General features: G+C 51.3%; 16 protein-coding genes and 1 tRNA gene. 12 read left to right on the top strand and 5 right to left on the bottom strand.

The window, feature by feature from the left end:
* Positions 1-193: 193 nt before the first annotated feature.
* A complete protein-coding gene (gene cydB / locus HMPREF0044_RS07520) occupies positions 194-1,318 on the bottom strand; it encodes a cytochrome d ubiquinol oxidase subunit II (RefSeq protein ID WP_006547536.1) in 1,125 nt (374 codons plus the stop codon).
* Between the two features lie 19 nt (positions 1,319-1,337).
* Complete coding sequence (locus HMPREF0044_RS07525) at positions 1,338-2,876, bottom strand: cytochrome ubiquinol oxidase subunit I (protein WP_006547537.1); 1,539 nt, start codon at positions 2,874-2,876, stop codon at positions 1,338-1,340.
* Positions 2,877-3,924: 1,048 nt separating this feature from the next.
* Between HMPREF0044_RS07525 and HMPREF0044_RS07530 the strand changes: the two genes are divergently transcribed.
* From HMPREF0044_RS07530 to HMPREF0044_RS07585, 12 genes are all read left to right on the top strand, one after another.
* A complete protein-coding gene (locus HMPREF0044_RS07530) occupies positions 3,925-5,832 on the top strand; it encodes an Rne/Rng family ribonuclease (RefSeq protein ID WP_425357253.1) in 1,908 nt (635 codons plus the stop codon).
* Positions 5,833-6,101: 269 nt separating this feature from the next.
* Positions 6,102-6,410, top strand: coding sequence for a 50S ribosomal protein L21 (gene rplU / locus HMPREF0044_RS07535; RefSeq protein WP_006547539.1), 309 nt, complete (start codon positions 6,102-6,104; stop codon positions 6,408-6,410).
* A gap of 37 nt (positions 6,411-6,447) precedes the next feature.
* Positions 6,448-6,708 carry a 50S ribosomal protein L27 gene (gene rpmA / locus HMPREF0044_RS07540; protein WP_006547540.1) on the top strand — a complete coding sequence of 87 codons (261 nt, stop codon included), beginning with the start codon at positions 6,448-6,450 and terminating at the stop codon, positions 6,706-6,708.
* An 85-nt stretch (positions 6,709-6,793) separates the two neighbouring features.
* Positions 6,794-8,326 (top strand): GTPase ObgE, encoded by a 1,533-nt coding sequence (gene obgE, locus HMPREF0044_RS07545; protein ID WP_040313247.1) that lies wholly within the window; start codon positions 6,794-6,796, stop codon positions 8,324-8,326.
* 8 nt (positions 8,327-8,334) lie between these two features.
* Entirely contained in the window at positions 8,335-8,949 is a 615-nt protein-coding gene (gene nadD, locus HMPREF0044_RS07550) for a nicotinate-nucleotide adenylyltransferase (RefSeq protein ID WP_006547542.1), read from the top strand.
* Positions 8,950-8,958: 9 nt separating this feature from the next.
* Positions 8,959-9,324: a ribosome silencing factor gene (gene rsfS, locus HMPREF0044_RS07555; RefSeq protein WP_006547543.1), complete on the top strand. Its 366-nt coding sequence runs from the start codon at positions 8,959-8,961 to the stop codon at positions 9,322-9,324.
* Between the two features lie 39 nt (positions 9,325-9,363).
* Positions 9,364-9,972, top strand: coding sequence for a histidine phosphatase family protein (locus tag HMPREF0044_RS07560; RefSeq protein WP_006547544.1), 609 nt, complete (start codon positions 9,364-9,366; stop codon positions 9,970-9,972).
* Between the two features lie 208 nt (positions 9,973-10,180).
* Positions 10,181-11,353, top strand: a complete 1,173-nt coding sequence (locus HMPREF0044_RS07565) for a Gfo/Idh/MocA family protein (protein ID WP_141553886.1) — start codon at positions 10,181-10,183, stop codon at positions 11,351-11,353.
* A 24-nt stretch (positions 11,354-11,377) separates the two neighbouring features.
* A complete protein-coding gene (locus HMPREF0044_RS07570) occupies positions 11,378-12,646 on the top strand; it encodes an ABC transporter substrate-binding protein (protein ID WP_006547546.1) in 1,269 nt (422 codons plus the stop codon).
* A gap of 4 nt (positions 12,647-12,650) precedes the next feature.
* The gene (locus tag HMPREF0044_RS07575) at positions 12,651-13,631 is read left to right on the top strand and encodes a carbohydrate ABC transporter permease (RefSeq protein WP_006547547.1); all 981 of its coding nucleotides are present in this window, start codon (positions 12,651-12,653) and stop codon (positions 13,629-13,631) included.
* Positions 13,624-14,490, top strand: coding sequence for a carbohydrate ABC transporter permease (locus HMPREF0044_RS07580; protein ID WP_006547548.1), 867 nt, complete (start codon positions 13,624-13,626; stop codon positions 14,488-14,490). The genes HMPREF0044_RS07575 and HMPREF0044_RS07580 overlap by 8 nt, the downstream gene beginning before the upstream one ends.
* A 436-nt stretch (positions 14,491-14,926) precedes the next feature.
* Positions 14,927-14,999 (top strand) — tRNA-Ala (locus HMPREF0044_RS07585).
* Between the two features lie 247 nt (positions 15,000-15,246).
* On the opposite strand, the gene HMPREF0044_RS07590 is transcribed toward HMPREF0044_RS07585, so the two are convergent.
* The 3 genes from HMPREF0044_RS07590 to HMPREF0044_RS08440 all read right to left on the bottom strand — a co-directional run bounded on the left by HMPREF0044_RS07590 (position 15,247) and on the right by HMPREF0044_RS08440 (position 18,272).
* The gene (locus HMPREF0044_RS07590) at positions 15,247-16,794 is read right to left on the bottom strand and encodes a recombinase family protein (protein ID WP_006547549.1); all 1,548 of its coding nucleotides are present in this window, start codon (positions 16,792-16,794) and stop codon (positions 15,247-15,249) included.
* Complete coding sequence (locus HMPREF0044_RS07595; protein WP_006547550.1) at positions 16,794-18,005, bottom strand: recombinase family protein; 1,212 nt, start codon at positions 18,003-18,005, stop codon at positions 16,794-16,796. The genes HMPREF0044_RS07590 and HMPREF0044_RS07595 overlap by 1 nt, the downstream gene beginning before the upstream one ends.
* 99 nt (positions 18,006-18,104) lie before the next feature.
* Positions 18,105-18,272, bottom strand: a complete 168-nt coding sequence (locus HMPREF0044_RS08440; protein WP_006547551.1) for an SHOCT domain-containing protein — start codon at positions 18,270-18,272, stop codon at positions 18,105-18,107.
* Positions 18,273-18,704: the final 432 nt, after the last annotated feature.

An 18,704-nucleotide genomic window follows, 5' to 3' on the forward strand; every position in this document is an offset into this window, starting at 1 on the left:
TGCAGACATTATTTGCCGCTCGTATGCGCGATTTGCTACCAGAGACGTTGCCCATAAAATGACGAGAAGCTAGGAGGCTGGCAACGCCAAATGTTGTATAACCCTGTAACCCGACTTTGTTGAAATGATTAGATATAAAAATGGGGGTTGAGAACTTTCGTTCTCAACCCCCAAAGTTAGAGTATTAAGCTACTCAGCCCTGCAGGAAGTTTGCACCCAGACGAACCTGCTTTGGCAGCAGACCCATGTTTTCTGGGATGTCTTCCAGGGTTACACGTGCACGGAATACCCAGTAGGACCATGCGGTGTAGGCCAGTACTACTGGCACGAAGATTACGGCTACGATCGTCATCACTACCAGGGTGGAGTGAGTGGAGGAAGCCTGTGCAATGGTCAGGGAGAATGATGGGTCCAGGTAGGACTTCATTACGTTTGGTGCCATTGCGGTGAAGATGAATGCTACTGCGCCGGCGATGCCTGCGGAGGAGCAAAGGAAGGAAACCATGTTGTTGTTGAATGCCTTCTGAGAGAAGACTGCAGAGGCGATGAGTGCCAGAGCAGCTACTACCAGTGGCAGCCATGCCCAAACGGTTTCTGCGTATGCAAGTACCGCCCACAGTGCCCATACCGCGGTCAGTACGGTTGCAGCCAGAGAGAAGGTTGCAGAGAGCTTTTCAGCGCGTTCGAAGACTGGACCAGTGGTCTTTAGTGCAAGGAACTGTGCGCCCTGGGAGAGGCAGATTGCCAATACTACCAGGCCACCGAGGATGGTGAATGGGGTAAGCAGTGAGAAGAAACCACCGGTGATGTTGTGTACGCCGGTTACCAGTAGTTCTGGGGTAACTGGACCTGCCAGAGGTTCGTTGGTGATTGGGTCAACAACTTCAATGTGCATGCCCTGTACCAGGTTAGCAAATGCAACACCCATGAGTACTGGTACGCCGAAGCCTACTACAGTGTGGGTGTAGTCGCAGGTCTTGCGCCACTGTACGGTATCGATCATCTTACGCCATTCGATGGCAACGATACGCAGAATCAGCAGGACTAGTACCAGGAATAGTGCCAGGTACATGCCAGAGAACATGGTTGCGTACCATTCTGGGAAAGCTGCGAAGGTAGCGCCACCTGCGGTGAGCAGCCATACTTCGTTTCCGTCCCAGTGTGGGCCGATGGTCTTAACGGTCTGAGAACGTTCTTCGTCGTTCTTAGCTACTAGTGGGATGAGAGCGCCGACGCCCAGGTCGAAGCCTTCGAGGATGAGGTAGCCGGTCCAGAGAACGGCAATGAGGATGAACCAGAGAATGCTCAGCCAATCCATTTTATTTTCCTAGCCTTTCTCAGTATCCGAACTTCAGAAGGGTGTCTTCTGCATCGCCCTCACCGTGGTAAGTAACGTGCAGACCTTCGTAAGCGTAACGACGGATAAGGACGATCCAGACTACACCGAGTGCGCCGTAGAGCAGGGTGAAGAGGACCATGGTGAGTGCAACCTGTGGGCCAGGAACTGCACCGGATGCTGCGTATTCAGTCAGCTGCAGAACGCCACCAACTGGGTCGCCGTTCATTGCAGCGGCGATGTTAGGGTAGACGATCCATGGCTGACGACCAATTTCGGTGAAAATCCATCCTGCGGAAGCACCGATGAATGGGAAGATGATGGACCATGCTGCCAGAGTACCGATCAGCTTGTTGCGGATCAGGCGACCACCACGCAGACCAACCAGAATTACCAGGCCGGTGAGCATAGATGCGAAACCAATGGTGATCATTACACGGAAGGACCAGAAGGTTGGCATCGATGGTGGACGGAAGTCGTACTGTGCAGCATCGCCGTAGCGGGAGGTGAAGGATTCGTTTGCGTTGAGCTGTTCTACCAGGCGTGCCTGGATGTCGCGTACGCCTTCTACCTTTGCACCAAAGTCATCGTGGGACAGGAAGGATGCCAGTCCTGGGATGGTGATGAAGCGGGTCATGTCGCCGGAGTCATCGAGTGGACATTCGCCGAAGCCTGCAACAGTGAATGCTGCACCTTCAGTGTCCATACAGATGCCTTCAGCAACTGCCATCTTCATTGGCTGTGCTTCGATGAGGTGCTGACCCTGGAAGTGACCGGATACTGCTACGCCCAGACCGCCGATGAGCAGTGCGATTGCACCGAAGCGAGCGATTGGGGTCCAGTAGTTACGTGCTTCTGCTTCGCCGGCTTCGCCTGCGTTAGCTGCGCGTACAATCCACCAGAGTGCCAGGCCTGCTACCAGGGTACCAGCGGTGAAGATGGAGGTGAAGAATACGTGGGAGAAGGTCAGTGCCAGGACTGGGTTGGTGACTACATCCAGGAAGCCTGCGGTGCCGTTGAGTTCTGCACGGCCAGTTTCTGGGTTGAACAGTGCGCCGACTGGAGCTTGCATCCAGGAGTTAGCGCCCAGAATCCAGATTGCGGAAACATTGGTTGCCAGTGCTGCTAGCCAGATGGAAGCTAGGTGCATGCCCTTGGATACGCGTCCCCAACCGAAAATCCAGACACCTAGGAAGGTGGATTCGATGAAGAATGCGAGCAGAGCTTCTACAGCCAGAGGTGCGCCGAAGATGTCACCTACGAAACGAGAGTATTCGGACCAGTTCATACCGAACTGGAATTCCTGAACGATACCGGTTGCTACGCCGAGGGCGAAGTTAATGAGGAAGATCTTGCCGAAGAAGCGGGTTGCCTTCAGCCAGACATCATTGCCGGTACGGTGCCACTTGGTCTGCATGATGGCGACCAGGAGGCTCAGGCCGATGGTTAGTGGTACCTGGAGGAAGTGGTAAACGGTAGTAATACCGAACTGCCAACGTGCCAGGAACACTGCATCGAGTGCCGCTGGGAGGACTGTCATTCGTCCACCTTTCCGTTGAATGGGTTACTTACATTGTTGAAGTCGCGAATAGAGCGTGACTTTACCTATCTAGCATAGTTATAAAAAAGTGGGTTTCATAGGAAAACTGCGGATACTGCTTAGGTTTTCCTAAATTGCATTGATAATGCCTATTTTTGGTGACACGGCGCTGTGGGTGTGTCAGTTTGTTGGGGCATTAATTCATTGCAAAAAACTTATTTAAGAAACAATTTTGTATTGAAAATACATTGACCTCATATAAGACATGCATTTTGTAAGGATTGTTTCGCTAAGTTTGCTAGTTGCTTTTCGCGCAACCGGCTTGCTGTGATGGTGTGGCATTGACCGGGGGTTTGTGCGATAATTATCGACAGTGCTTAAACAATATTTTTAAGGCAGAGCACGAAGGTTTCCGTCCTTGAGTGGGCGACGCAAGTAAGTTACTTAGAACTGCTTGCAAAAAGATTTTTGGAGAAAACTAGTGTCTAACGAACCTATGTCTAACGAACTAGGAGCAGGTCCATTATTTAGTGGGCTAGAGAGTGTTGAAGCTGCGATTACTTCACCATTTTCTGTGTCGCTTTTCTCGGCTGCTTCAACCGCCGCAGTGGATTTACCTCCGGTACCGCAAGCCCCGGCGACTCCTTCCTATGCAGACCTTTTATTCATTCAGCCAGAGATAGTCTCGGTTCCGTTGCGTTCCGAAACAACTACGGTTTTTTCCGAGGACGGTGAACCTGAACCTGCTCGGCGTGCTCGAACTCGTAAGCGGGTAAAAGTAGAAGCAGAAGTAGAGCCAACGGTAGCGGACTTAGAATCTGACGATGATGACGACGAAGAAGATTTACTTACTGCACGTCGCCGTCGTCGCCGTCGCACTCGGGTTGAGGAACCGGACGACATCAATGATGAAGTGACAGGTGTACAGGGTTCTACTCGTTTGGAAGCTAAGCGTCAGCGCCGTAAGGAAGGACGTAAAGAGAACCGTCGCCGTCAAGTTGTGACAGAATCTGAGTTCCTGGCTCGCCGAGAATCTGTAAAACGTGAAATGATTGTGCGCGAACAGAATGGTTTGAACCAGATTGCGGTCTTGGAAGATGGTTTGCTGGTGGAGCATTATGTAGCTCGTCGTACCCAGCAAACTATGGTTGGTAATATTTATCTGGGTCGCGTTCAGAATGTGCTCCCGTCCATGGAAGCTGCTTTCGTTGACTTAGGTAAAGGGCGCAACGCGGTGCTTTACGCCGGTGAAGTTAACTGGGAAGCAGTAGGTTTAGCTGGCCGCCCTCGTCGAATTGAACAGGCTTTGAAGTCTGGTGACACTGTATTGGTGCAGGTAACTAAGGACCCTATCGGGCATAAGGGAGCGCGCCTAACTTCGCAGATTACTCTGGCGGGACGCTACCTGGTTCTAGTTCCAGCAGGTCAGATGACGGGTATTTCCAGGAAGTTGCCCGAGCGTGAGCGTACCCGTTTGAAGAAACTGCTTTCTAAGATTGTGCCTAAAGACTACGGCGTAATCGTTCGCACGGCCGCTGAGGGTGCTACCGAAGAACAGCTTCGCGACGATGTGACTCGTCTGCAAGCTCAGTGGGAAGAAATTGAGAAGAAGCAGAAGAAGACTCAGAAAGTTCCTGTCTTGTTGCGTTCTGAGCCTGAGTTGGCTGTGCGCGTAGTCCGTGACGTTTTCACTGAGGACTTCCAGAGCCTTACCGTTCAGGGTGAGGAAACTTGGCAGACAGTGCAGGAATATGTTGATGAACTTGCACCAGATTTACGTGACCGTCTGCGTCGCTGGGTGAATAAGGAAGATGTTTTTACTGTTCACCGTATTGACGAACAACTAACTAAAGGGATGGATCGTAAGGTTTGGTTACCTTCTGGTGGTTCTTTGGTTATCGACCGTACTGAAGCAATGACGGTTATTGACGTCAATACCGGTAAGTTCATTGGTTCTGGTGGCACGTTGGAAGAAACCGTGACTAAGAATAACTTGGAAGCGGCTGAAGAAATTGTGCGTCAACTTCGCCTGCGTGATATCGGTGGTATTGTTGTGATCGACTTTGTCGATATGGTGTTGGAGTCTAATCGCGATTTAGTGTTGCGTCGGTTGGTCGAATGTTTAGGTCGCGACCGTACGCGTCATCAGGTTACTGAAATTACTTCTTTGGGTTTGGTGCAGATGACTCGTAAGCGTGTGGGCGAGGGGTTGGTTGAGGCTTTCTCAACGCCTTGCGAATGCTGTGACGGGCGTGGCTTTATCGTTCATCAGAATCCGGTGGAACGTGATCACACTGGGCATGCGATCATGCCAAAGACATTACGTCAAGTACAGCCTGAGACGGTGGTGGATCCTGAAGCTGAGGCGAAGCATGAGGAAGTGCGTTCTGCGCTTTCTGCGATTGCGGCGGCTGCGGCTTCTGCGCATGCGTCGGAAGAAAAAAATGATAATCATTCCGAGGGTGATAAGGCAGATGTTTCCACTGATAAGGTTGAGCTTCCACAAAAGCGCACTAAGAATGAGCGGGGCCGTCGCGGTCTGAAGGATCGCCGGAATAAGCAGGCACGGAACCAGATGTTGGACGATGCAGAAGCTTTGCTTGATAGTATCGGCAGCGTTTTAGATGCAAAGGCTGAACGTAAATCTGGGGAAGCCGAAGTAGGGGCCGGTGAATCTACTGTAGTTGCTGAACCGGTTGTTTCCGGTAAAGAAACTGTATTCACTGCTGAGACTTCTGTGGGGGCGCAGCGCGCTCCGAAGCATCGCGGTGCACGACGTGCGGTGTCTGTTGCTGCGGGGCAGCCACAGGTTGTTTCTGAGCCGGTAGTGGTGGCTCCGGTGGTGATTGCACGTCCGGTTGCTGAGGTGACAACGGCTGATTTGCCTGAACGTCCGGTGAAGAAATCTCGTCGGGTGGCAGTTGCGAATCCGGTGGTTTCCGCAGAAAATAACTAGATATGAAGCTGTGTCAGACTGCAGGTGGTGTATTGCACACCAAAATGTGTGAAAACTACCTGCCTGTAGTTTGATATTTACTGCCTAATTAGCGTAATGTAGGCAGTCGGTGCGTTTTTGATGAGGCGCACGAAAATACTTCAGATAGCGAAGCAAATGAGGTCTATGTCTCTATTTGGATTTTTCGTGGTCTGGGTAGTGGATTAGCGGGAAAAATCCGGTAATCTATGTAATGAATTATTTGTAATCGAAAAGAAACGAGCAACAACGTGGTCTACGCGATTGTCAAGGCCGGCGGCCGACAGGAGAAGGTGTCCGTCGGTGATGTCGTCGTCGTCGACAAGTTGGCAGGAGAAATCGGCGAAACCGTCGAACTCCAGCCCCTGATGGTGGTCGACGGTGACAAGGTCACCTCTGTAGCGTCTGAACTCGCAAACGTAAAGGTTACTGCTGAGATCGTCGCTCCTACCAAGGGTCCAAAGATTTCGATCATTAAGTACAAGAACAAGACCGGCTACCGTAAGCGCCAGGGTCACCGTCAGGCTTTGACGAAGATCAAGGTCACCGGTATCGCCTGATTCGCGGTCTAGTTTCTAAATACAGAAAGGGCTGGAAATGGCTTCTAAGAAGGGTCTTGGTTCTTCCAAGAACGGTCGTGACTCCAACGCACAGCGCCTGGGCGTGAAGCGTTTCGGTGGTCAGTTTGTAAAGGCTGGAGAAATCCTGGTTCGTCAGCGTGGCACCCGCTACCACGCAGGTGAAAACGTTGGTCGTGGCAAGGATGATACTCTGTTCGCGCTAGTTGCTGGTGATGTTGAATTCTCCACCAAGCGTGATCGTCGAGTAGTTAACGTTATCGAGGCAGCAAACGCCTGATAGACGTTTGAAACTTGTTTGAGGGTGAATGGGTGACCGTTCACCCTCAAGTTATATTCAAGAAAAGTATTTGAGGAGAATAATCGTGCCATCATTCGTAGATACCGTCACCCTGCACGTCGCAGGCGGTAAAGGTGGACATGGATGCGCATCTATCCACCGTGAAAAGTTCAAGCCACTGGGCGGTCCAGACGGCGGTAACGGCGGTAATGGTGGCAACGTCATCCTTGAAGTAAGCGAACAGACTACCACGCTTCTAAACTACCACCGTGCGCCCCACCAGAAGGCTGAAAACGGGGTTCCGGGTTCCGGTGACCACGGTGACGGTAAGAATGGTGCCAACATCATCCTGCCAGTTCCAGAAGGAACCGTAGTTAAAGACACCAAGGGTAACGTCTTAGCAGACTTAACTGGCGTTGGTACTCAGTTCATTGTTGCCGAGGGCGGTCGTGGCGGCCTGGGCAACGCAGCACTGGCATCTAAGAAGCGTAAAGCCCCAGGCTTCGCGCTGCTGGGTGAACCAGGTGAAGAACGCGATATCGTACTCGAACTCAAATCAGTTGCGGATATCGCGCTGGTTGGTTTCCCTTCAGCAGGTAAATCATCACTGATTGCAGCCATGTCAGCAGCCCGCCCAAAGATTGCTGACTACCCATTTACTACTCTGGTTCCTAACTTGGGTGTGGTACAGGCTGGTGATGAACGCTATACCATCGCAGATGTACCGGGTTTGATTGAAGGGGCTTCTCAAGGTCGCGGTCTGGGCTTAGAGTTCCTCCGCCATATTGAACGCTGTGCGGTTATCGTACACGTTTTGGACGCAGCCACTTTTGAACCAGAACGTGATCCAGCATCTGACTTGAAGATTATTGAAACTGAATTAGCTCAGTACAAGTCTGATCTGGGTGAACTGGAAGGCTATGTTCCTCTAGGGCAGCGCCCACGTGTCATCGTAATCAATAAGGTTGACGTACCAGACGGTAAGGAAATGGCTGAACTACAGCGTCTTGAACTGGAAGAATACGGCTGGCCAGTATTTGAAGTTTCTGCGGTTTCTCGCGAGGGCTTAAAGGAACTCTCCTTTGCTTTGGCAGAAATGGTAGCTGCACACCGCGCACAACTACCTCAGCTTGAAACGGAAACACAGATTATCCGCCCTCGGGGAATTGGCGAACTGCTGGGCGACGATACGCAGATTTCTGTGCGCGCCGTTAAATTTAATGGCGAAACCGTTTACGAAGTCCGGGGTCGCCGCCCTGAACGCTGGGTACGCCAAACTGACTTCGCAAATAATGAAGCAGTGGGCTATTTGGCTGACCGCCTGGCGAATGCAGGTGTAGAAGAAGAGCTGATGAAGGCTGGAGCACTGCCAGGTGACCCAGTGGTTATTGGCCCAGTTGAAAGCGGTGTCATTTTTGACTGGGAACCAACTATGCAAACTGGTGCCGAACTGCTGGGGCCTCGTGGTTCCGATCTGCGTTTCGAAGAAAGCGGTCGTGCTACCCGTAAGGAAAAGAAAGCCCGCTACCACGAGAATATGGATGCGAAAGCTGCTGCACGTGAAGAACTCTGGACTGAACGCATGCAGGGCGTCTGGACGGATCCAAACGACTACTAAGGCGAAAAATGGATGCTGTAGTTCCCGTAGCTAATAAGCCACGCCCGTCTATTGGGATTATGGGTGGCACTTTTGACCCGATTCACCACGGTCACTTGGTGGCGGCGTCTGAAGCTATGAGCGTTTTCAATCTGGATCAAGTGGTTTTCGTGCCCACCCAGATGCAGCCGTTTAAAGCAGGACGTAAAGTTACTTCCGCAGAACACCGTTATTTGATGACGGTAATTGCTACGGCATCTAATAATCGTTTTACAGTGTCTCGCGTTGATATTGATCGGGGAGGAACTACCTACACGATTGATACGCTGCGAGATATTCATCAGCAGCGTCCTGATGCAGATTTATTCTTTATCACGGGGGCGGATGCACTGCAGCAGATTGTGTCTTGGAAAGACTCAGATAAGCTTTTTGAAATGGCTCATTTCATTGGCGTGACTCGTCCGGGTCATAAGCTGGATGCTTCAGGTTTGCCGAAGAATGCGGTTTCTTTACTTGAAGTGCCGGCAATGGCGATTTCTTCCTCGGACTGCCGTGCGCGAGTACGGGAAGGTAAACCTGTTTGGTACCTGGTGCCGGATGGGGTAGTGCAGTGGATTAACAAGTACGGTTTATACAAGAATTAGGGTTTTATTTTGGCTATTTCAGCTCAGGCTCGAGAGATTTTAGATATTGCAGTGGCAGCTTCTGAAGCAAAGCTGGGGATTAATCCAGTAGCGCTGGAAGTAACTGACCGCATGCCTTTCACCGATGTTTTCCTGGTGGTTTCCGCGGAGTCTCCACGTCAGGTTAATGCGATTGCTAATGAAATCGTGGATGAGCTTATTAAGCATGGTCATAAGCGCGCAAAGATGGAAGGCAAGGACGAAGCTTCTTGGATTTTGGTGGACTGCCGCGATGTGATTGTCCATGTGATGTTGGATGAGAAGCGTGAGTTTTATGCGTTGGAACGCTTGTGGGCAGATGCTCCAGAGGTTCCGATTGAGGTTACTCCTCGCTGATTTAGACTGTTGTGGCCACGTTTCTGAGAGGAATTGAGAATGGGGTTCAAGCTGGTTTTGATTCGTCATGGTCAGACGGAACTGAATGTGCAGAAGCGTTTCCAAGGGCAGTCGGATGTGCCGCTTAACGAGGTTGGTCGCCAGCAGGCTCAGCAGATGGCTGAGGTGTTGGGGAAGCTTCCGTTGGCGGCCATTTTTTCTTCCGATTTGTCGAGGGCGTTCGATACGGCGTCTGCATTAGCTGAGGTAACTAGTTTGCCGGTGCAGGTAGATGTGCGTTTCCGTGAGCGTTTTTTCGGTGAGTTTGAGGGGAAAAATGAGGCGGAGTTACGTGGTACAGAGTTAGAATCTGCTTTTGAACAGTGGCGTAATACGGGCGATGCTGTGAGTGCTGGGGTAGAGCTTCGAGCAGCTGTGGGGCAGCGTGTTGTTGAAGCAGTCACACTGTTGCGTGCAGAGTATCCGGAGGGGACTGTGGCAGTCGTGGCGCATGGTTCTACGCTGACTCAGGGAGTTGTGGCTTTGCTGGGGTTGGATCCGTCTACTTGGGCGGGGTTCCATGGTTTGGATAACTGTCATTGGGCGGTTTTAGAGCCGACCCGCAGGGCTCCGGGGTGGCGTGTGGTGGAGTACAACGCGCATGCATAATCTCAAAGTTTGAACATCTTTGTTAGCTCAATTTCCGCCCTAGAATAGGGAAAATTGAATTTTATTGAGCGAAATTCTCATTTTCTATACCGAATTGCTCAAGGCGGTGCTATTGTTGTTTTGTGAACGAAGTCATACAAAGGCTTCGTGAGCGCAGCAGGAATCCGCATAGACGCGGACTCGAAACGATATGAAAACCTTGCGAGGTATGCAAATGAGCGATATCCGTATCGGCGTGATTGGAGTCGGCGCACGTTCCAAGCTGGCTCTCCACGCTAAAGAATTTGGTGGCACAATCACAGTGGCAGCTGACCCCTCACCGGAAGGTCCCAAGCGTTTAGCGCAAAAGCTAGGGGAGGGCATTGACTTAGTCCACACCACCACTGAAGCAATCGCACATGGTATTGACGCTGCATTCGTAACCTCTCCAGACGATACCCACGCGGACATTACCTGTGAACTGCTGGAAGCTGGCGTTCCAGTCTACCTGGAAAAGCCAATCGCCATCACCATTGACTCTGCAGATCGCGTGCTAAGCACCGCCTATGAGACTGGTACTAAACTGTACGTCGGCCACAACATGCGCCACATGAACGTCGTGCGTCAAATGCACGAACTCATTCAAAAAGGCGCCATCGGCAACGTAAAAGCAATCTGGACCCGCCACTTCGTTGGGCACGGCGGTGACTACTACTTCAAAGACTGGCACGCAACCCGTGAACACGGTACCGGTCTGCTACTGCAAAAAGGTGCCCACGACATTGATGTAATGCACTGGCTGGCAGGCTCACAAACCCGCGAAGTAACCGCAATGGGTGACCTGATGATCTATGACAAGATTAGTGACCGTGCAGATAACTCCGCTGCTCTGATGAGCGACTGGTTCGACATGAGCATCTACCCACCAGCAAAGCAGCGAGGCCTTAACCCAGTAATCGACGTAGAAGACATCTCCATGATGCTGATGCGCATGGACTCTGGTGTGCTCGGCTCCTACCAGCAGTGCCACTTCACCCCAGATTATTGGCGTAACTACACCATTATTGGTGATGAGGGCCGTATCGAAAACTTTGGTGACTCCGAAGGTGGCGTCATCAAACTATGGAACCAACGCTCCGACTGGCGAGCAGGCGGTGACAGAGAATTCCCAATCGTCGGCGACGCCGGTGGCCACGGCGACGCGGATCGTCTGACAGTTGGCGAGTTCATGAAGTTCATTACCGAGGGCGGTCCAACGGACACTAACCCTCTCAGCGCACGTGACTCAGTAGCTACGGGTATCGCAGCAACCGAATCTCTACGCAACGGTTCTGTACCAACACAGATCCCACAAGTTGACGTTGAAGTAGCTAACTACTTCAAGGGTCATCAGGTTCGCTAACCAAAATCTCAAAGAGGAGTAAAAATGAAACTTCGTAGTTTAGCTGCAGGCGCAATCGCAATTAGCGCCATGGTACTGTCCGCTTGTGGTGGAGGCGCCACCGAAGGCGCTACCGGAACCGTTGATAAAGACACTAAAGCTGAAATCACCTACGCCCTGTGGGACGAAAACCAGCAGCCATTCATTGAAAAATCCATTGCGGAATTCAATAAAGAATACCCAAATATTAAAGTTACCATCGCGCTTACCCCATACAAGCAGTACTGGACTAAGCTCAAGACTCAGGCAGACGGCGGTAACCTGCCAGACGTATTCTGGATGAACGGTCCAAACATCAAGCTCTACGGTGCAAATGACCAGCTTGCATCCCTCGATGACCTAGGCATTGAATGGAATAACTTCCCACAGTCCCTGGTAGACCTCTACTCAGTAGACGGCAAGCACTACGGTGTACCAAAAGACTTCGACACCATCGCCCTATGGTACAACTCTGACCTGTTCAAGAAAGCAGGCGTAGAAGTACCAACCGATGACTGGAAGTGGGAAGACCTACACAAGGCAGCTAAGACCATTTCCGACAACCTCAAGGCAGATGGCATTTACGGTCTGGCAGCTGACCTTTCTGGTGGTCAGGAAGCCTTCTACAACACCATGGTTCAAGCAGGTGGCTACGTAATCAAGGATGGAAAGTCTGGCTACGATGATCCAAAGTCCATTGAAGGTCTGAAGTTCTGGTCCGATATGATCGCAGACGGATCAATCCCAAGCCTACAGATCATGTCCGACACCAACCCTAATGACCTGTTCGTCTCTGGCAAGGTAGCAATGATCTACGCCGGTACTTGGAATACCACCCGCTACGCAGAAGACGCTGCAAACCCAGCAGCCCTGAACCTGGTACAACTACCAGCAGGTGAAAAAGAAGGTACCGTAATCCACGGTCTAGCAAACGTAGTAGCAAAGACTTCTAAGAACCCAGAAGCAGCAGCTGCATTCGTTAAGTGGCTGTCCACCAAGGAAGCCGCACACATTGAAGGCGAAGCTGGTGTCACCCTCCCAGCCTTCAACGGCGCACAGGAAAAGTTCCTTTCCTCCCACCCAGAATGGAACCTAGCAGCCTACACTGATGGTGCAAAGGACTTCGGCGTACCATACCCAGTATCCAACAACACCTCTGCATGGGCAGGTCTGGAAGCTGAACTGCTGGCACCAGGCTTCGGCGGTCAAGAACCAATCGAACAGTCTGCAAAGAACATGGCAGACAAGATGAACGAAGCACTCAGTCAGGAGTAAACCAATGACTCAGACAAGCCACGCTGGCGCGTCTGATTCGACTCTCACCCAGGGCGGGCATCGGGTCGATGCCCGCCCTGAGTCGACTAAAGGACGTAAACCAGTTAAAAACAAAGACGGCATATGGCCGTGGCTATTCACCCTGCCACTGCTAACTGGTGTAGCTGTCTTCTACCTCTGGCCAATCTTCCAAAACTTCTGGATCTCTCTCCACCAAGTATCGCCTTTCGGCAATAACGCGAAGTTTGTTGGCCTGAACAACTACACCCGTATTTTTGAAGACGACTCATTCTCAGGCGCCCTCGTAAATACCCTCACCTACACGGGAATCCTGCTGCTGGGAATCCCCATCTCCGTATTCCTCGCAGCCCTGATTTCTCGCCCCGGACTGAAATACGCGAGCTTCTACCGCACCCTCTATTTCATGCCATACGTGGCCATGCCAGCCGCAATCTCCATCGTCTGGCGCATGATCTACAACGGTGACTACGGTATCCTCAACTACTTCCTCCGTTCCATCGGCGTAGAAAACCCACCATACTGGCTATCCACTCCCGGATTCGCACTCTTCGCAGTAGCAATCCTCGGTCTGTGGACATCCATCGGCTTCAACATGATCATCATTTCAGCCGGTCTGAAATCCATTCCAAAAGAACTCTACGAAGCAGCAGAACTAGACGGAGCTTCACACTCCCGCCAGTTCTTCTCAATCACCGTGCCACTACTCACGCCCTCGATTTTCTTCCTCACCGTAATCCAAGCAATCGGCGGCTTCCAAGTATTCGACACGCTCTTCGTACTGATCTCATCCCGATCCCCAGCCCTGCCACACACCCGCACCATCGTGTACCTGTTCTATGAACAAGCATTCGTAAATAACAACCGCGGTGCAGGCGCAGCAATCGCCATTATGATTCTGCTATTCGTAGCAGTCGTCACGGCAATCCAATTCTGGGGACAAAAGAAGTGGGTGAACTATGTCTAAGCTATTCGGTAAAAAGAAAACTCCCGTAGCGAAAGAAACCACGCGCCCTGTCTACAAGGACCTGTGGGTACACATAATCCTTCTGGGCGGTGGCGTACTCATGGTCTTCCCATTCATCTGGCAGCTAATCATGTCGCTAATGACAAACGCGGAAATCCAATCAGTCCCACCCACTTTCTGGCCAGCAGAACTACAATGGCACAACTATGCGGACGTATTCGCAACCATCCCGTTCCTCAGCCAGTTCTGGGTATCTATCCTGATTACCGTACTGCGCACCGTCGTGCAGCTGGTGCTATGCTCCCTGGCGGGCTACGCTTTCGCACGCATGGTATTCCCTGGACGCGCACTGCTGTTGGGTATCGTCCTCTCTATCTTGATGATTCCATCCCAGGTTTACCTGCTACCACAGTACGAAATCATTTCTGGACTGGGGTTGCTAGAAACTCCTTGGGGTATCGTACTGCCAGGTTTCTTCTCAGCATTCGGCACCTTCCTGATGCGACAGTTCTTCGTTAGCCTCCCACGTGAGTTTGAAGAAGCAGCTCGTTTAGACGGTGCTAACTCTTTCCAGATTTTCTGGAAAGTTATGCTGCCACTGGCAACTCCGGCACTTTCAGCAGTAGCAATCACCACGGTACTGTGGTCTTGGAATGACCTGCTCTGGCCACTGATTGTGACCACTCAGGATCACTCCATGCCATTGTCTGTTGGTATCGCAACCTTCGCGGGACGAACCGCAACTGACTACTCAGTAATGATGGCAGCTTCCGTAATGGCAGTTGCGCCTGTGCTGATTATGTTCATCTTGCTGCAACGACGCGTTATTGAGGGCCTGTCACATACTGGCTTGAAGTAAGTTGTTTGGCAATAGGCGCCTGCGGATTGAAACACTTTTCGTGTTCTTTCCGCAGGCGCTTTCTGCTGTTTATAGGGGAGTCTTTGCGCTCAGGTGTTTGAACATACTCCCTGCGTCTTGAGTTGAACTTTGGCAATAATCCTGTGCTGGAATCGTAACTTTTACAGTGTTTGTGGACATTTTTTCGAAAAAGCCCATAAATGGTTTAGCTTTAGCTTTAGCTTAAAATCGTCCGGTTTATGGATATTTTTTGAAAAATTATCCATAAACCGATTTTCTGCGCTTAAAGTTTGGCCGTTTCCACGAAGATTCCACTTCTATACCTGAAAACATACAGCAACTTGACTCCCGTAGTTTTCAAAAATACTAAACCTAAAAGTCGATGAGCGTAGATTTGGAAGTTTACGGTAGGGAAGTGTAGAATTAAAGAGCTTTAGGGGCTATGGCGCAGATGGTAGCGCGCTTCCATGGCATGGAAGAGGTCACGGGTTCGAATCCCGTTAGCTCCACTATTAGGACTACCTTTGTGATACAAATGCACGAAGGTAGTTCTTTTTCATTTCCAGCGTCTCACCCCACAACGAAGCTCTGAAAGACCTGGTCAGAGATATTTCTAGACATTTGTGTTGAGTGTGGTGTCGCTGATGATACGGGTTTAACACCCACTGGGTCTAGTCGCGATTCAGGCAGCAAAAAGGCCACCACCCCATGATGGGAATGGTGGCCTGAATAGTTTCTGGTCGGCTGGCTTGTTCGCTAGATACCGTTCTTGAATTCGATCTTTACGCTGCCGTCCATGGTGATCGTGAACTTTTCGGTGATGATCCGAAAGAGCGGTTCATCCCAAACTAAGGCGCCCGGCTTTAGTCCGTTGAGGGCTTTGCGCATTTGCTTCAGCTCGGTTGCAACCCCTTGCCTGCGGGCCAGCAAAGCCTGTGCTTCATCCAGTTTGGTGACGGTGTGCTGGTAGCGTTCTTCCAGCTGAGCGAAGCGGGCGAGGTATTCTGTCTGGTCTTGTTGGATCCGCTTGTTGTCTTCGCTCGCTTTTGTCATTAGTCCGGTGATGATTTCCAGCTCGCCCTGCAAGTTCAGGATTTCCACCTCGACACTATTGGTCTCTGCAAGGATGGCGTGGAGTTCGTCCCAGTCGATCAGGCTCTTCCGCTTCACCAAATCTGCAACTGCTTCAAGCCACGCGGCCTGTAGTTTCTCGTCGGTGATAGTGGGTGTTTTGCCTGGATGCGCTACCTCGTAGCGGTCATTGCATTTCCAGACGACTCGCTTATATTTACTGGTTGAATGCCAGGTTTTAGCCCCATACAAACCTCCGCAATGCTCGCAGAAAACCATCCTTGAGAAAGTGCGGTCATGCCTGCCAGTGATGGCAGTGGTGGCAGCAACGTGCTGGGCTGCCTCCCACACTTCAGGGTCGATGATCGCCGGGTGGTTGCCTTCCACATAATATTGCGGCACCTGCCCCTCGTTTTTGACCAGTTTCTTGGTGAGGAAGTCAGCGGTAAACTTCTTTTGCAATAGTGCATCACCCTTGTATTTCTCGTTGCTCAGGATTGAGCGAACAGTAGAGGTCTGCCATTTTTTAGCGCCGCGAGGGGTGGGGATGCCATCAGCTGTTAAGCCTTTAGCAATCTGCAAGGGTGATGCTCCTTCGATGAATTCGCGGTAGATGCGTTCCACGATGGGTGCTGTTTGAGGATCAATCGCGATACCGCCATCTGCGCCTTTGCAGAAACCAATCACTGAGCTAAACGGGAGGTGAACCTTGCCGTCCTTGAAGGCTTTACGCTTACCCCAGGTGACGTTTTCACTGATAGAGCGCGATTCTTCCTGCGCCAGCGAACTCATAATTGTGATGAGCAGTTCGCCTTTGGAATCAAGCGTCCAGATGTTTTCTTTCTCGAAATAGACCTCTACGCCCTTGTCTTTCAAAGCGCGAACCGTAGTGAGCGAGTCAACAGTGTTACGGGCGAAACGGCTGACGCTTTTGGTCACAATCAGGTCAATTTTGCCTGTAAGCGCATCAGCGATCATGCGTTGGAAACCTTGACAGCGAGCGGTGCTCGTACCACTGATTCCTTCGTCTGTGTACACATCGACCATTTCCCAGTCGGTTCGGCCGTTTATGTACTGGGTGTAGTAGTCGATTTGTGCTTGGTAGGAGTTGGCTTGATCTTCGTCGTTGGTAGAAACGCGAGCATAGCCAGCGACACGGCGTTTAGCCAACGTGGTCACCGGTGCACCTGTGATAGTTCGCGTGGCTGGGATGGTGGTGACTTTGCGTGCCATTACTGTGCTCCTCCAAACTCTGCTTGCTTCACGTTTCCGTTCTTCAAATGAATCTGTATCTGACCTTCTGGGGTAATGACGATGTGGTCTATTACTTCAAGTAATGCGGCATCGTCCCACTTTTCAAGCTCGAGTGTGTTGAGGATTTTCTTGTGCAGGAGTACCTCTCGGATTTGGTGGGCTTTGCAGGGGTTCCCTTTGCCGCGGGTGGCAAGTTCGCACCGCCAATACTTGTAACTCATGTTTTTACGGTACTTGGTTCTGCGGTGGTAGCACCTGCCACACTTACTGCACACAACCCTGTGGGTTAAGGCCGTTGTGCCCAAGGTTGGGGCAAGGGTTAGGTGGCCTGCCTTGCGGCGGCACTTGATTTCTGCCTGAACCGCATCGAATAGTTCCTGCTCAATAATTGGCTCGTGATGCCCCTCAACCACATACTGTGGATGCTCGCCCTCGTTGAGTTTTGCTGAGCCACCGACTGTAGGTACAAAATATTTCTGGCCGATGATCATCCCCGTATAGATTGGGTTCTCAAGAATAGGGCGCACCTTCTTTTCGTTTACTTTCATTCCCCGGCTGGTGGGTAGTTTGCCTTCTGCTTTCAGTTGTCGGCAGACCGTTTCTGGGCTGATGCCCTCAAGGTAGGAAGTGTAGAGCCTGCGCACTATTTCGGCTTTATCCGGGACCACGAGCAATTTACGGCCGACTGTTTGATAACCGAGCACATAGTAGGAATGCCCGTAGCCTTCTTGATATTTCTTCCTCACTGCCCACTTGACTGCATCACTGTTGGTTTCGCTTTCAGCCTGAGCAAATGATGCCAGCAGGGTCAGCAGGATTTCACCGTCCATAGTGGAGGTGTCGATGTTTTCACGCTCGAACTGTACTGTAACGCCTAGGGCTTTCAGCTCTCGAACATAAGCGAGTAGGTCAACGGTGTTGCGGGCGAAACGGCTGATGCTTTTGGTCAAGATCAGGTCTATCTCGCCTGTTCGGGCTGCAGTCATCATGCTATTGAAGCCGTCGCGTTTGAGGGTTGATGTTCCGCTGATGCCGTGGTCGGTGTAGATGCCTGCGAACTGCCAGCCTGGCCGGGACCGGATCAGTTCTTGATAGTGAAATACCTGAGCTGAGTAAGAGTGGAGCTGTTTGTCGCTTTCGGTGCTCACCCGCGCGTAGGCAGCAACCCGGATAAAGGCAGGTTTGGCCACTTGGCGTGGTAGCTCAAAAATGGTGCTAATCAGGGTGAAAACTCCTGAAACTAGTAGGTCGATTGGTCATGTACATACAGCCCTAGAAGCCGGTTTGTATCAAGTCGGTTTGGGCAGATTCAGGCCGCTAATCTTCGCTGAATACTTCGCAACCAGACGGCGCTCAACAGCCTGGTATTCGTCCTGAGTTATGTGCCCTTGTGTTAGGAGCTGCCGGGCGATATTCAAGGTTGCTCTGGTGCGAGCCTCGGTATTGATCAGGGTCATGGCTTGCCACCCCTGGTGCCGTAGCGGTGCTGGATGTAGCAGGCGTGATTGCAGTATTTCTTGCCTTTGATCGCGCTAGCCGCTACACCGATCGTGTCATGGAAATAGTTGAGCAAAACACTGTCATCGAGCTCGACCGAGATGCCAAGTCCCTTTATGGCAGGGCATGGAACAGGAAGAACTGATGGAAAAGGTAATCGGGTTGCTGTTGCCTCGAAGCAGAGTCTCTCTGTGATTAAACCTAGCGCTAGCTGATTGGTAACTAAACGCAGGATTTATTGCGCGTGAAATTTGGATAAGCCTCATCGTAGCCACCTTTGATAAAGTCAATAATTTTCTGCCACTCCCTATCGGTAAAGTTGCGGTCCTGAACTCTGCGTAGAGCCACGCGAGCATTATCAGTCTCGCGAATGTAATCAGTTAAGTCAGTGG

Source organism: Gleimia coleocanis DSM 15436, from assembly GCF_000159015.1.
Lineage (GTDB): Bacteria > Actinomycetota > Actinomycetes > Actinomycetales > Actinomycetaceae > Gleimia > Gleimia coleocanis.